17 protein-coding genes and 1 pseudogene are annotated in these 13110 nt (G+C 73.4%); 12 read left to right on the top strand and 6 right to left on the bottom strand.

Annotated features, from left to right (window positions below; all coding sequences use genetic code 11):
• Window positions 1-434: methylated-DNA--[protein]-cysteine S-methyltransferase (locus ACIQ9P_RS39245; RefSeq protein WP_402367308.1), on the bottom strand; the 434-nt coding region annotated here is incomplete at its 3' end.
• 252 nt (window positions 435-686) lie between these two features.
• On the opposite strand from ACIQ9P_RS39245, the gene ACIQ9P_RS39240 reads away from it, so the two are divergent.
• The 10 genes from ACIQ9P_RS39240 to ACIQ9P_RS39195 all read left to right on the top strand — a co-directional run bounded on the left by ACIQ9P_RS39240 (window position 687) and on the right by ACIQ9P_RS39195 (window position 7748).
• Entirely contained in the window at window positions 687-1169 is a 483-nt protein-coding gene (locus ACIQ9P_RS39240) for an adenylyltransferase/cytidyltransferase family protein (RefSeq protein WP_402367306.1), read from the top strand.
• Window positions 1170-1540: 371 nt separating this feature from the next.
• Entirely contained in the window at window positions 1541-2296 is a 756-nt protein-coding gene (locus ACIQ9P_RS39235; protein ID WP_402367303.1) for a 2OG-Fe(II) oxygenase, read from the top strand.
• 51 nt (window positions 2297-2347) lie between these two features.
• Window positions 2348-3799: an AlkA N-terminal domain-containing protein gene (locus tag ACIQ9P_RS39230; protein WP_402367316.1), complete on the top strand. Its 1452-nt coding sequence runs from the start codon at window positions 2348-2350 to the stop codon at window positions 3797-3799.
• A gap of 101 nt (window positions 3800-3900) precedes the next feature.
• Window positions 3901-4413 carry a methylated-DNA--[protein]-cysteine S-methyltransferase gene (locus ACIQ9P_RS39225; RefSeq protein ID WP_402367301.1) on the top strand — a complete coding sequence of 171 codons (513 nt, stop codon included), beginning with the start codon at window positions 3901-3903 and terminating at the stop codon, window positions 4411-4413.
• 21 nt (window positions 4414-4434) lie between these two features.
• Entirely contained in the window at window positions 4435-5163 is a 729-nt protein-coding gene (locus ACIQ9P_RS39220; RefSeq protein WP_402367298.1) for a 2OG-Fe(II) oxygenase, read from the top strand.
• A gap of 9 nt (window positions 5164-5172) precedes the next feature.
• Window positions 5173-5487 carry an Ada metal-binding domain-containing protein gene (locus tag ACIQ9P_RS39215; RefSeq protein ID WP_402367314.1) on the top strand — a complete coding sequence of 105 codons (315 nt, stop codon included), beginning with the start codon at window positions 5173-5175 and terminating at the stop codon, window positions 5485-5487.
• A gap of 119 nt (window positions 5488-5606) precedes the next feature.
• The gene (locus ACIQ9P_RS39210) at window positions 5607-6047 is read left to right on the top strand and encodes a hypothetical protein (protein ID WP_402367296.1); all 441 of its coding nucleotides are present in this window, start codon (window positions 5607-5609) and stop codon (window positions 6045-6047) included.
• Window positions 6044-6754, top strand: a complete 711-nt coding sequence (locus ACIQ9P_RS39205; RefSeq protein WP_402367293.1) for an alpha-ketoglutarate-dependent dioxygenase AlkB family protein — start codon at window positions 6044-6046, stop codon at window positions 6752-6754. Before ACIQ9P_RS39210 ends, ACIQ9P_RS39205 begins: the two co-directional genes overlap by 4 nt.
• Window positions 6751-7374: a DNA-3-methyladenine glycosylase I gene (locus ACIQ9P_RS39200; protein WP_402367291.1), complete on the top strand. Its 624-nt coding sequence runs from the start codon at window positions 6751-6753 to the stop codon at window positions 7372-7374. The genes ACIQ9P_RS39205 and ACIQ9P_RS39200 overlap by 4 nt, the downstream gene beginning before the upstream one ends.
• Before the next feature lie 23 nt (window positions 7375-7397).
• Complete coding sequence (locus tag ACIQ9P_RS39195; protein WP_402367290.1) at window positions 7398-7748, top strand: hypothetical protein; 351 nt, start codon at window positions 7398-7400, stop codon at window positions 7746-7748.
• Between the two features lie 94 nt (window positions 7749-7842).
• Here ACIQ9P_RS39195 and ACIQ9P_RS39190 read toward each other — a convergent pair whose 3' ends face one another.
• A complete protein-coding gene (locus ACIQ9P_RS39190; protein WP_402367287.1) occupies window positions 7843-8049 on the bottom strand; it encodes a hypothetical protein in 207 nt (68 codons plus the stop codon).
• A gap of 203 nt (window positions 8050-8252) precedes the next feature.
• Window positions 8253-8591, bottom strand: coding sequence for a hypothetical protein (locus tag ACIQ9P_RS39185; protein WP_402367284.1), 339 nt, complete (start codon window positions 8589-8591; stop codon window positions 8253-8255).
• Window positions 8592-8680: 89 nt separating this feature from the next.
• Between ACIQ9P_RS39185 and ACIQ9P_RS39180 the strand changes: the two genes are divergently transcribed.
• On the top strand, window positions 8681-9577 hold the full coding sequence (locus ACIQ9P_RS39180) for an ISL3 family transposase (protein WP_402367282.1): 897 nt from the start codon (window positions 8681-8683) through the stop codon (window positions 9575-9577).
• Between the two features lie 189 nt (window positions 9578-9766).
• Here the strand turns inward: ACIQ9P_RS39180 and ACIQ9P_RS39175 are convergent, their stop codons facing one another.
• From ACIQ9P_RS39175 to ACIQ9P_RS39165, 3 genes and pseudogenes are all read right to left on the bottom strand, one after another.
• Window positions 9767-10798 (bottom strand): hypothetical protein, encoded by a 1032-nt coding sequence (locus tag ACIQ9P_RS39175; protein ID WP_402367311.1) that lies wholly within the window; start codon window positions 10796-10798, stop codon window positions 9767-9769.
• A gap of 69 nt (window positions 10799-10867) precedes the next feature.
• Window positions 10868-11974: pseudogene (locus ACIQ9P_RS39170) on the bottom strand (IS630 family transposase); the annotation flags it as partial.
• A gap of 312 nt (window positions 11975-12286) precedes the next feature.
• The gene (locus ACIQ9P_RS39165; RefSeq protein WP_402367280.1) at window positions 12287-12697 is read right to left on the bottom strand and encodes a hypothetical protein; all 411 of its coding nucleotides are present in this window, start codon (window positions 12695-12697) and stop codon (window positions 12287-12289) included.
• Between the two features lie 7 nt (window positions 12698-12704).
• Between ACIQ9P_RS39165 and ACIQ9P_RS39160 the strand changes: the two genes are divergently transcribed.
• Entirely contained in the window at window positions 12705-12875 is a 171-nt protein-coding gene (locus ACIQ9P_RS39160) for a hypothetical protein (RefSeq protein ID WP_402367277.1), read from the top strand.
• Window positions 12876-13110: the final 235 nt, after the last annotated feature.

Genomic DNA, 13110 nt, shown 5'->3' with positions numbered 1-13110 from the left:
GGGCTCGCGCCTCGAAGGGGTTGCCGCAGCAGTACCAGTGCAGGTTGCCCCGCTCGTGGTCGAGCCAGTGCTGCCGCCCGGAGCGGCGAACGTGGGCGGCGGTCGCAGAGCCGTTCGGCGATGCTCCCGTACGTGGTGGTGGCGCCGTAGGGGATGATCCTCAGCTCGGCCCAGACCTTCTCCTGGAAGTCGTCGCCGGCGGTACGCATCGGCAGGTCGAAGTCGGTGCGGCGGCGGTCGAGGTAGTCGTGGAGCTGCTCGGCCGCCTCGGCCAGCAGCGGGTCCTCGGCCACATCGACGGCGAGGCCGAAGGTGTCCTGGGCGGGGCGGCGGACGTGGTGGCGGAAGTACAGGCCGGTGACGGCGTCGCCGTCGGCTACCAGGGTGATCGTGCCGAGCCTGGTGTTGGCGACGGTGTGCCGGGTGGTGTCCATGGTCGCTCCTCTGGTCGTTCCTGCTTCCTCGCCCTGTAGACGGCCCGGGCGGGGGAAACGTGAGGTCCGGTCCGCAGAAGTTCTCCGGCCGCGGTGCTGCCGCCGCCCGTGCCCTCCGGCCGGCCGCCGACGGCCCCTGCGGGCTCCCGCCGGGCGGGGAGGAAGAGTTCGCGTTCCGGATCTCACGTTCTCGCGGCGGGCGCCGTCCACCCGTCGAAACCCCGTGACCGGCTCGATGAAGGGCGTACCACCATGAGCGCGACGGCCAGGAACCTGACGACGGCGCACCCTGCTCCCGTGGAAGCGGGCGGGCGGGAGCTGGTCGGCTACACGGCGGGTGTGTTCGACATGCTGCACGTGGGGCACGTGCGGCTGCTGGAGCGGGCGCGCGAGCGGTGCGACCGGCTGGTGGTGGGCGTCACCACCGATGAGCTGTGCGAGCGGCGCAAGAACAAGACCCCGATCGTGCCGTACGCGGGCCGTGCCGCGGTGCTGAGCTCGCTGCGCTGCGTCGACGAGGTCGTCCCGCAGCGGCACATGAACCGGATCGACGCCTGGGAGCGGCTGCGCTTCGGCGTCACCTTCGTCGGCGACGACTGGCAGGGGACCGCGTCCTGGCTGGCTTACGAGCAGCGCTTCGCCCGGCTGGGGGTGGAGGTCGTCTACTTCCCCTACACCGGCGGCGTCTCCAGCACCCTGCTGCGCTCCCGGCTGGGGCGCCTCGCCGCCGCCTGATCGGCCTCCCCGCGCTGGCCCGCGCCGCCCGGGGTGCGGCCGGTCTTCCCTCGGAGAAACGCGCCCGCACCGGGGCGTCACCGAGGCGGGCCTGCCCGCGTCCGCCTGGCCGAGGAGCGGATGCTCGCCGCCGCCCGCCGCGAGGGCCTGCGCCACCGTGCCGAACCCGGTGCCGAATCCGAGGTCGCCGACGAGGTGCTGCGGCACTGGGACCTGCACGGCGCCCCCGCCGCCTGACCCCGGCCCCGCCGGGACGTGGCGTCCGAATGCCGCCAGCACCCGGCCCCGGACCGCGACACGATCGGAACCCTCCCCGCCCCTGCCCCGACCGCCCCGGTCGGACGGCCCAGAGCACCGAAGGACCCGCCCTCGTGAACGACTCCATCCCCGGCGTGCTGCCCGCCGGTGTGCCCGCCCCGAGCGGTGCCCTGCCTGCCCTCGCGGCCATCGACTGGCAGGACGTGCGCGCCCAGTTGGAGCGCGACGGCGTCGCGCTCACCGCGCCGCTGCTCACCCCCGACCAGTGCGACCGCCTGGCCGGCACCTTCGACGACGATGCCCTGTTCCGCTCCACTGTGGTGATGCAGCGCTACGGCTTCGGCCGGGGCACCTACCGCTACTACGCCGATCCCGCCGCCGACCCCCTCCTGCGGGAGTTGCGCGAGCGGCTTTACCCGCCGCTGGCACAGATCGCCAACGAGTGGGCCCGGCGCCTGGGCGGGCCCGCCTTCCCCGCCACGCTCGCCGAACTCCACGAGCAGTGCGCCGCGGCCGGGCAGCACCGCCCCACCCCGTTGGTGCTGCGTTACGGCCCCGGTGACTACGCCTGTCTGCACCAGGACGTCTACGGCGACATCGTCTTCCCCCTCCAGGCCACGCTGATGCTGGAGCGGCCCGGGCAGGACTTCACCGGCGGGGAGAACGTCTTCGTCGAACAGCGCCCCCGCTCCCAGTCCCGCGCGATCGTGGTGCGCCCGGGCCTCGGCCAGGCCCTGGTCTTCCCCGTCCAGCACCGCCCGGCCCAGGGCCAGCGCGGCTGGCGCCGCCACCCGATGCGCCACGGCACCAACGCCGTCGAGACCGGCCGGCGCACCACCCTGGGCGTCATCTTCCACAACGCCCGCTGACCACCGCCCGCACCCGCCCCGAGCCCCCTGTAGGCACCTGTGAACACCGTGATGACCGAGGACGTCCGCTACCAGGCCGTGTGCAGCCGCGACGCGCGCTTCGACGGCGAGTTCTTCTTCGCCGTCGCCACCACCGGCATCTTCTGCCGCCCCAGCTGCTCGGCGACCACCCCCAAGCGCCGCAATGTCTCCTTCCACCCCACCGCCGCGGCCGCCCAGCACGCCGGGTTCCGCGCCTGCCGGCGCTGCCGCCCCGACTCCGCGCCCGGATCGGCCGCCTGGAACGCCCGCGCCGACGTCGTCGGCCGCGCGGTGCGCCTGATCGGCGACGGCGTCATCGACCGAGAGGGCGTCGCCGGCCTCGCCCAACGGCTGGGCTACAGCGCCCGCCAGATCCAGCGCCAGCTCACCGCGGAACTCGGCGCCGGCCCCATCGCCCTGGCCCGCGCCCAGCGCGCCCACACCGCCCGGATACTGCTGCAGACCACCGCCATGCCCGCCTCCGACGTCGCCTTCGCCGCCGGGTTCTCCAGCATCCGCCAGTTCAACGACACCATCCGCGAGACCTACGCCCGCACCCCCAGCGAACTGCGCGCCGCCGCCCGCACCGGCCCCCCGCACGCCGCCCACGACGCCCCCGCGGGCGTGCCGCTGCGCCTGGCCCACCGCGGCCTCCACGCCACCGGCGCGCTGTTCGACTACCTCGCCGCCCGCGCGATCGACGGCGTCGAGGAGATCACCGGACCCGCCGGGGCCCGCACCTACCGGCGCACCCTGGACCTGCCGCACGCCCCCGGCGTCGCCGAGGTCCGCGAGATGTCCGCCGGGCCCTGGCTGGAGTGCCGCCTGCACCTGGACGACCTGCGTGACCTGACCTGCGCCACCCAGCGGGTGCGGCGCCTGTTCGACCTCGACGCCGACCCCGAGGCCGTCGCCGAGCGCCTGCGCGCCGACCCGGCCCTGGCCGCGCTGGTCGACGCCCACCCCGGGCTGCGCGCGCCCGGCACCACCGACCCGCACGAGATCGCGGTACGCGCGGTCCTGGGCCAGCAGGTCACTCTCGCCTCAGCCCGGCGCCTGGGCAGCGCCTTGGTCGCCGTTCGCGGCCGTGCCCTGCCCGCCCCCAGCGGCGCCCTCACCCACCTGTTCCCCACCGTCGACGCCCTCGCCGACGCCGACCTCGCCGAACTGCGCACCCCCGGCGCCCGCCGCGACGCTCTGCGCGCGCTGGCCGCCGCCCTCACCGCCGGCAGCGTGGTCCTGGACCCCGGGGCCGAGCGCGACGACGCCGAACGCGCGCTGCTGGCCCTGCCCGGCATCGGTCCCTGGACGGCCGCCTACATCCGCATGCGTGCCCTGGGCGACCCCGACGTCCTGCCCCCGGGCGACGCCGCCATCACCACGGCCCTGCGCCGCACCGGCACCGACACCGCCCGGGCCGACCTGTGGCGGCCCTGGCGCAGCTACGCGGCGCACCATCTGTGGAAAGCCGCCGCTACCTGAAGCGCCCCGTCCGAATGCCGCCAGCACAATCCCGATCGGCACGGACAAACTGGCTCATAGAAGGAGAAACCGACCGATCGTCCGGCCGAAGGAGGAATCCGGTGCAGGCAACGAGGACCGTGGTGTTCCTGTCCGTCGAGAGCCCGCTGGGCGACCTGCTGCTCACCGGCGAGGAAGCGCCCGGCTCCCGCACCGGGGTGGTGCTGACCTCCGTCTCGACGGCCGGGCAGCGCACCGCCCCGGTCGTGCAGCCCGGCTGGCGGTACGCGCCCGGCGCCCTCGCCGACGCCGCCGGCCAGCTCGCCGCGTACTTCGATGGCGCCCGCACCGCCTTCGACCTCGACCTCGCCGCACCCGGCAGCAACCTGCACCGCACTGCCTGGCGCGCCCTGGACGCCGTCCCCCACGGCACCACGAGCACCCACGAACGCCTCGCCACCGACATCGGCTCCCCGGGCGCGGCCCGCGCCGTCGGCGCCGCGCTCGCCGCCAACCCCGTCCTGATCGTGCGCCCCTGCCACCGCGTCCTGGGCGCCGACGGCGCCGCGGCCCGCACCGACGCCGAGCAGCACCTCCTCGACCACGAAAGGGCCCACGCCCACGCCCACGCCTGACCCAGCACCGAGGACCCCGCCATGACCACCGCCACCGCCCCGACCGCTGCCCTGGAGGCTGCCGTGGAGGCCACCGACTGGAGCACGCTGGGCGCCGAACTCGACGCCCACGGCTGTGCCCTCACCGCCCGCCTGCTCGACGACGGACAGTGCCGCGAGATCGCCGCCCTCTACGAGCGGCCCGAACTCTTCCGCACCACCGTCGACATGGCCCGCCACCGCTTCGGCTCCGGCCAGTACCGCTACTTCACCCACGACCTGCCCGAACCGGTCGCCGCCCTGCGCGAGGCCCTCTACCCCCGCCTGCTCACCATCGCCCGCGCCTGGGCGAACACACTGGGCCGCCCCACCCCCTGGCCCGACACCCTCGCCGAGTGGACCTCGATGTGCCACGCCGCCGGGCAGGAGAAGAGCTCCCAGATCCTGCTGCGCTACGGGCCCGGCGACTGGAACGCCCTGCACCGCGACGTCTTCGGCGACCTCGTCTTCCCCCTCCAGGTCGTCATCGGCCTCGACGTCCACGGCACCGACTACACCGGCGGCGAGTTCCTGCTCGTCGAACAGCGCCCCCGGGCCCAGTCCCGCGGCACCACCACCACCCTCCCGCAGGGCCACGGCCTGGTCTTCACCACCCGCGACCGCCCCGTCCCCTCCGCCCGAGGCCATTTCGCCGCCCCCGTCCGCCACGGCGTCAGCACCGTACGCACCGGCCACCGCCACGCCCTCGGCCTCGTCTTCCACGACGCCTGACCGCCATGGCTGCCACCCGCACACCCGCCGCGCGCATACCCGCCGCCCCCGGCACCGGCCCGCACCTACACCCTCACCGGCCCCGACAGGCGCCCCCACCCCAGCACCACCCCCGGCACCCTCGGGGGCCACCGCCCCGGCCGCCTTTACGGACGCCTGGACTGCCCCTCCGCCCTGCGCGCCATCGCCGCCGGCCACTACGTCCGCCACCGCGTCTTCTTCACCGACGAGGCCACCGCCGTCGCCGCCGGCTACCGCCCCTGCGCCGTGTGCCTGCCCGAGAAGTACCGGCAGTGGAAAACCCGAAGGACCCCCCGACCGTGAACCCCCGCCCCGCACCCGCCCGCTCGCCCCTGCTCACCCCGCCCCAGGCCGCCGCCTACGGCCCCCCGCCCGCACCCGCCCAGCACACCGACGCCGAACTCGCTGCCCTACTAAGCCTGTTGAGCGGGCACCGCCGCCCGCTCCTGCACACCGTCACTATCGGCCACAGCCGCGACACCGCCTCCCGGAAGGCCGCCGAAACGTTCGCCGACGCCTGGCTGGCCGCCGGCCACGAAGTCCTGGCCGTCGCCGACTGGCCCGAGCACGCCGCCTCCTGGCTGCGCCCCGCGCACCGTCTCACCGACCCCGGCCCCGACGCCCTCGTCATCGCCGCCGCCCCGCTCGGCTGGGCCCAGGTCGCTCGCCGCCTCGCCCTGTCCACCCCCTGGCGCCCGGAGCGCACCTTCGGCTTCGCCTCCCTCGCCGAGCCGATCGCCGCCGCCCTCGCCGGCAGCGTCCTGGACGGCGTGCGCGGCGCGCACGCCGACGGCGGCACCTGGCGCATCGAACACGGCTGGACCAACTCCTTCCCGCACATCGCCCAAGGCGGCGCCGCGTGAACCCCTCCCCCGCACTCCCGCTGTTCGGCCCGCCACCCGCCGGCTACCGGCGCCGCGAGATCGCCCCGGGCGCCGTCCACCTGCCCGGCTGGCTCACCCCCGAGCAGCAGCGCGACCTCGTCGCCGCCTGCCGCACCTGGGCCGCCGGCCCCGTCCCCATCCGCCACACCCGGCTGCCGCGCGGCGGCATCATGTCCGTACAGACCGTCTGCCTGGGCTGGCACTGGAAGCCCTACGCCTACACCCGCACCGCCGACGACGTGAACGGCCACCGGGTCGCCCCCTTCCCCACCCCGCTCGCCGACCTCGGCCGCCGCGCCGTCGCCGACGCCTACCACGACCAGGAACAGGCCGCCGCCTACGAACCCGACGCCGCGCTGATCAACTTCTACGACGAGAGCGCCCGCCTGGGCATGCACCAGGACAAGGACGAACACTCCCTCGCACCCGTGGTCTCCCTCAGCATCGGCGACTCCTGCCTCTTCCGCCTCGGCAACACCAAGCACCGCAACCGCCCCTGGAACGACCTCGTCCTCGCCTCCGGCGACCTCCTCGTCTTCGGCGGCCCCTCCCGCCTCGCCTACCACGCCGTGCCCAAGATCCTCCCCGGCACCGGCGACCCCGCCACCGGCCTCACCCAGGGCCGCCTCAACCTCACCCTGCGCGTCACCGGCCTCACCGACGAACCCGCCAGGAACGGCCGGTGAGCGCCCCCGCCACCGGAGCGGGCCCCGTCACCGGAACCGACGGCCTCACCCGCTGCCCCTGGGCCGCCCACGACCCGCTCCTGCGCACCTACCACGACACCGAATGGGGCCTGCCCCTCACCGGCGAGCAGGCCCTGTTCGAACGCATCGCCCTGGAAGGGTTCCAGGCCGGCCTGAGCTGGCGCACCATCCTGGCCAGGCGCCCCGCGCGGCGCGATGCCTTCGACGGCTTCGACCCCGACACCGTCGCCCGCTACAGCGACACCCGCCTCGACGACCTCGCCCACGACCCCCGCATCATCCGCAACCGCGCGAAGATCCTCTCCGCCCGCACCAACGCCCGCGCCATCCTGCGCCTGCGCGCGGACGGCGGCATCGAACACCTCCTCGCCTCCCACCGCCCGCCACCGACGCCGGCACCCGCCACCGCCGCCGACATCCCCACCGCCACCGACATCCCCACCGCCACCGACACCTCCCGTGCCCTCGCCTCGGCCCTGCGCGCCCGCGGCTTCACCTACACCGGCCCCACCAGCATGTTCGCCCTCATGGAAGCCACCGGCATGACCGACACCCACCTCGCCGCCTGCCACCGCCGCGGCACCGCCCCCACCCCCTGAACCAGCCCGCACACGGAGCCCCCATGGCCGTCATCGGCTACACCCTCACCACCACAGACCCCCGCGACCTCACCGAACAACTCGCCCGCCTCCACGCCCTCGGCGCCACCGACACCACCATCCACTGGGACCACCCCGGCCACCACACCGGCCTCGACACCACCCTCGCCAGCACCCGCCCCGGCGACACCCTCGCCACCCCCGCCCTGGACCGCCTCGCCTCCTCACCCGAGGCCCTCCACGACATCACCCCCACCCTCATCGACCACGAACTCCTCCTCGACATCGGCGGCACCCACCTCAACCCCGCCAACACGCACGGCCGAAGCGTCTTCGACACCTACCTCACCGCCATCGGCATGCACGACGCCTGAGCCCACACTCCAGGACGGGCAACCCGGCCCCCGCCGAGGACCACTTGAACCCGGCCCGGTCAGCGGTACTGACCACAGGCAGGCTGAGCATCCATCAGCCCGGCGGTCCGGGCTGGTTCGACGGCCAGACCGGCGCCACCCGCGAGATCCTGGTCGCCTCCAGCCACACCAGCTCCCCGTCCGGGCTGTCGTACTCGGTGAAGGAGTCCGGACCGTCCGGGTGACCGGCCTCCACGAAGGCCCGCAGGGCGGCGTCGACGTAGGGCTGGTGCGGCAGCAGCATCAGCTCCGAGGTGGTCATGACCGGCCAACGACCCGAATCCGCCGAGCAGACACGGCGGCGCAGCTCAGCCCTGGGCGCGCGGGGGCCGCCGGGCCCGGTTCGGGGCTGCTCAGCGTTCCGAGGTACTGGCGCGGTGGGCGTGGTGCCGGAGCGGTGGAGGGCGTCGAGGGCAGCGCCGACGGCGCGGTGGGTACGGGTCCGGGTGGAGGGGTCGGTCAGGATCACGGCTGACCCGTCGCCCTGGTACCGGGCGGCGATGTGACCGGCCGGCCCCACGGCCCATCCGGCCGCGGCGCCGTCCAGCCCACCCGCCGGCCGAGCTGGAGCACCTGGTGGACGTCGCCGGCTCGCGGGTCGTCCCAGGAGACGGCGTACCAGTGGCCGCCGAACACCTCGAGGTCGGCGAGGCGGTCGGAGGGGCCGAAGCGGACCTGCGGGTCCGTGCACGCGGCGCGGCGCGCTTCCGCGAACGCCCGCTCCGGGCTCGGGCCCGAGCCCGGAGCGGGGGCGGGGTCGGGCCTGCGGGGTGACCCCGCCCAGAGCGGCGTGGCCTTGTTCACGAGAGCGGGTTCTGGCTCAACTTCGGCTCTGTCGCTGATTGAGGGGTCCGTGCCAAGCGTGATCGGGTGGTGGGCATGACCTGGGCGTGATGGATGCGGTGCGTGTGGCGGACCTTCTCTTCCCGGGGATCGGTGTGGAGGTCGAGGAGATGGTTCTTGGGGATGGAGAGGTTCGTCTCGCCGTGCGGTCGGTGGCGGCGTCGGCCGTCTGCCCGGGGTGCGGGTGGAGATCGTCGCGGCTGCACTGCTACTACCGGCGGCGCCTTGCGGACCGTCCGGTGGCGGGTCGACGGGTGCGGCTGGACCTGAGGGCGCGTCGTCTCGTGTGCGGGAACGACCGGTGCGGGCGGCGGACGTTCGCCGAGCAGATCCCGGCCCTGACGTCCCGGCACGCGCGTCGCACGACCGCGCTCACCGCTCAGCTCACCGACATCGCCCTCTTCATGGGCGGACTGGCCGGAGCCCGGATCTCCGGGCGTCTGGCCATGACCACATGCCGGGACACCCTGCTCCGTCTCATCCGCGCGCTGCCCGTCCCGTCGTCGGGCCTCGTCCCGCGTCCGGGAGTGGACGAGTTCGCGGTCCGGCGCGGTCGCACCTACGCGACGGTGCTCGTGGACATGGACACCCACCGCCCGATCGATGTCCTCGCCGATCGCACCGCGAACACCTTCGCCACCTGGCTGCGCGACCACCCCGAAGTACGGACGATCTGCCGCGACCGCGCCGGATCCTTCCGCGACGGTGCCCGAACGGGTGCGCCGCAGGCCCAACAGGTCGCCGACGCCTGGCACCTGCTGCACAACCCCGCCGAAGCCGTCGAACGCGTCGTCGGCCGCCACCGCGCCGACCTGCGCGAACCCCTCGCCCTCGGAGAGGAGCAGGGTGACATGCCCCGTTCCGGGGCTGCCGGCCCGAACGAGCTGGACGTCCACGGCCGGGCCAACTTCGACCTCCTACGCCGCCGCATCCTCCTATCACCGTGATCAACCAACCAAGACCCCTCAATCAGCGACAGAGCCCGGAAGTTGAGCCAGAACCCGGGAACCGACGTCACCTGTACACGAGTTCGGGAGGCATCGGCGGCGAGTCATGTCCGATGTTCAGGAGAGGCGGCAGCACCGGCGTTCGCCCATGATCGGAGCGCCGAACCAGGCGTCGGGCCGCCGTCCGTGCTACTGGATGCTCCAGCGGTGCGGATGGCCGGGATCGGTGGGGCAGGCGAAGACGTTCAGCTCGCCGAATCGGCCTACGACTACTTCGGTGGGGGTGTCGGACCGATGGGTGGGCAGGTGTCGGTCCTCCAGCGGTTTCCAGCTGCCGCTGCCGCCGTCCCATTCCGAACTGTCGATGGTCAGCAGTAGGTTCATCGGCGTGCGGCAGGTCCGGCAGTCCATGGGGTACGGGTCGGTGGCGTGCCAGGAGGCGAAGCCGCCGATGCGCCACCCGGGCGGGATCGACAGGTCGTACTGGTAGTCGATCGCACGGGCCGCGATCTCGCCGGCCGTCTGCTCGGCCTCCTCTTCCCGGGTCTCGTCCCAGGTGTCGAGCCGGGCGCACAGTTCCTCGGGCAGGAGACCCGCGAACGGGTAGCTGAGCACCCGCTCCGGGTGCAGGACGCAGGGCTCGGGCACGAATCCATCGGACCCGACGAGCAACGGCTGCGGGGGAAGGCCCAGCACCTCCCCGACCTCCCACGACCGCCGCCAGCGCAGATGCAGGTTCAGGTCGTACCGGCCCGGGCCGTGCATACTGAACGGGCACCAGAACACCTGGAGCAGATCACAGCCGTCCGGCCCGCCGGGCAGGTCGGGAACATCCCGCCGGTAGAGCTGCGCGAGGCCGATCATCGGTAGAGGGTCCGTCACCGACGCTCCGGGGGTGCGGTGCTCGCGGCACAGCTCTTCCAGGAGCTCGCGTTCCTCGCCCGTCGGGCCCGAGGCCCGGTCGCGGGTCCAGGCGGTGGCCAGCACCTGCCGGTAGCGGCGGACGTCCGCCGGACGGCGACCACGGCCGCGGCTGTGGGCCTCGTCGCACAGCGGCCACGGCTCCTCCGCCGGCCACAGCATCGGACCGCCCACCGAGCTCTCAGAAACGTGCGCGGTGCCCGGCCGCGGATGGAGCCGCGTCGTCGTACCCCGGTAGGCAGCCAGTTCCGGGAAGAGCACCTCGACATCGAGCGGGCGTGTGGGCGTGGTCCTCGTCATGGAAAGCGACCCTAGTGCTTTGACCGGAAACGTTGACCGGGTTGGTGTGGTTTCAGGCTGCTTGGGTGAGGGGCGTCCGCCGTAGCGGACACCCTTCTCACTGCGGACGCGGGCTCGTTCACGTTGGGCTTGCAGGAGGTCGGGGTCGCGGGTGTGGGTGTTGCGCCAGCGCAGGTAGGCGTGCAGGGCGCGGGTCTGGACCGTGTGGTTGGGGTGGTGGGAGTTGGCGATGGTGAACTGCCACAGCGGTCCGAAGTGAGCTTCGATGGGGTTGGCCCAGGACGTGTAGGTCGGCGTGAAGCACAGCTCGACCCGGTTGCGGTGGGCCCAGTGGCGGATGCGCCAGTTCTTGTGGGCCGACAGGTTGTCCAGGATCACGTAGACGGGGGCGCCGTCCGGGCGGGCCCGTCGGATGGATCGTAGTGCTGCCCAGGTGTGGTCGATTCCCTTGCGGCGATGGTTGACGCCCCAGAGGGTGTCGTCACCGACCGAGTAGCAGCCGTGGAAGTAGGTGATCCCGTGAGTGCGGCGGTAGGTCGCCGGCAAGCGGTTCGGTCGGCCTTTCGGGCTCCAGCAGGACCCGGCGGTGGGGCGGATGCCGAGCGGCCCGAACTCGTCGAAGGCGAAGACCCGGTCGGGGAAACGTTCCAGGACGTGCTCGATCCGGTCGAGCTTGGCGTCGTAGTCGGGGTCGTTGGAGTCCTTCCAGGTCTTGGTGCGTTGGAAGGTGACGCCGCGGCGGGCGAGCAGGCACCGTAGGGCCTCGCGGCCCAGGCGGATCACCCGGCCGTGGACGCGGCGCAGGTAGGCGGCGAGTTTGCGGATCGACCAGCGGGTGAACGGCTGGCCGAGCAAGGTCGGGCGGGTGGCAGCCGTCTGCGCGACGAAGTCCTCGTCGTCAGTGCTGAGATGGCGGGGACGACCTCCCGCCCACCGAGGGTCCAGGCTGGCCATACCCGTCTCGTTGAACCGGTGGACCACGTCGCGGACAGTGTCCTCGTCCGCCTGGACCAGGCGGGCGATCACCGGCACCGAGTTCCCGCCCGCCGACGCCAGCACAATCATCGCCCGCCGGAACCGCACCGCACTGCCTGTCCCGCGACGCACGATGTGCTGCAACCTGCGGCCCTCGTCCTCGTCCTCGGAGAGCCTTCGAACCCTGACCGGCTCTGCCACCGAACCCCCAAACACCGGCTGGATGTTGCGGCCATCCAACCGGGACCAGGCACTCCAACGCCAACCCACCAACCCGGTCAACGTTTCCGGTCAAAGCACTAGACAGCGGGTACCCGGGACGGTGTTCTCCGGCCCCGCGGAGCCGACGGCCCCGGCCGCCGCAATCGCGATGGTGTTCAACCCCGGTCGCGTCCGCACCGGCCCGCTGGCGCGCGATCGCCGGCGCCCCACCTCGTCACCCCGGTCCCCCAGCCCCCAGCCCCCAGCCCCCAGCCCCCAGCCCCCAGCCCCCAGCCCCCAGCAATGGTCCGATCACCGCACCGTGATCCACAAGCCTTGACGATCACTCCCGCGCCGGCCTGCGACCTCGGGCCCCGGTGACGGCTCACAACTCCTCCCCTTGGTGCGGGCCGTCTGTGGTCCCGCCTCGGGAAGGACAGCGGGGTCCACGGGGTGGCGCGGAGTCAGGTGCGCCAGTCGGGCGGCCGGGAGGGCGCGGGTGGCGAAGGTGACGCCGTAGACCTCGTCCCAGCCCTGGGGCGTGAGCTTTCCCAGGTCCGCGGCCTCGGCCGCGGTGGGGGCGGGCACCGGGGACCCGTCCACGGTGTACCACTCGTCGGCGCCGTCGTACTGGACAGTGAGCAGCGCCTGTCGGCCGTCCCAGTCGGTGCGCAGCGTGAGGTCGCCGGTGATGATGCCGGCCTCGATGACAGGCGGCAACACTGCAGCTATGGACTCCCTTGCGGCAGCAGTGGAGGTCTGCGCCAGGGACATCGAGGCCGCCAATGCGCTCGGGGTGATTCGACGCGGTGCCGACAAGGGCCGGGAGGAACACGACCGCGCGATCGAGCGGGGCAACCGCAGTGGCCAACACGCCCTCGCAATGACCAGGGCGGGCTGAGCAGCGGTATTCCGACGGAATGCCAGCAACGCCCGGGTGCTGCTCCCCAAGGTCAACCCGTAGCCGGCTCCAGCACGACCAACCGTGGCCGGGCACGGCCAGTCGATGGTGACCAGCGCGCCGTGCCCGCCGACGGCGGAGCTAGGTGCTGTTGAGGATTGGGATCATGTGGTTGAGGTCAGGAGCTTCAACCACATGATCGATCCGCGAAGGTGTAGGCCAGCCGCGTAGCTTT

This window comes from Kitasatospora sp. NPDC094019 (assembly GCF_044764505.1).
GTDB lineage: Bacteria > Actinomycetota > Actinomycetes > Streptomycetales > Streptomycetaceae > Kitasatospora.
Note: the sequence above shows the minus strand (reverse complement) of the source record. Positions and strands in the feature narration are given on the sequence as shown.

What these genes read in the sequence shown, in the direction of transcription:
- ACIQ9P_RS39195 (WP_402367290.1), top strand. Translation starts at nt 7,398, where the DNA reads ATGGCCGTCATCGGCTACACCCTCACCACCACAGACCCCCGCGACCTC.
- ACIQ9P_RS39180 (WP_402367282.1), top strand. Translation starts at nt 8,681, where the DNA reads ATGGATGCGGTGCGTGTGGCGGACCTTCTCTTCCCGGGGATCGGTGTG.
- ACIQ9P_RS39230 (WP_402367316.1), top strand. Translation starts at nt 2,348, where the DNA reads ATGACCGAGGACGTCCGCTACCAGGCCGTGTGCAGCCGCGACGCGCGC.
- ACIQ9P_RS39175 (WP_402367311.1), bottom strand. Translation starts at nt 10,798, where the DNA reads ATGACGAGGACCACGCCCACACGCCCGCTCGATGTCGAGGTGCTCTTC.
- ACIQ9P_RS39190 (WP_402367287.1), bottom strand. Translation starts at nt 8,049, where the DNA reads ATGACCACCTCGGAGCTGATGCTGCTGCCGCACCAGCCCTACGTCGAC.
- ACIQ9P_RS39160 (WP_402367277.1), top strand. Translation starts at nt 12,705, where the DNA reads ATGGACTCCCTTGCGGCAGCAGTGGAGGTCTGCGCCAGGGACATCGAG.
- ACIQ9P_RS39220 (WP_402367298.1), top strand. Translation starts at nt 4,435, where the DNA reads ATGACCACCGCCACCGCCCCGACCGCTGCCCTGGAGGCTGCCGTGGAG.
- ACIQ9P_RS39240 (WP_402367306.1), top strand. Translation starts at nt 687, where the DNA reads ATGAGCGCGACGGCCAGGAACCTGACGACGGCGCACCCTGCTCCCGTG.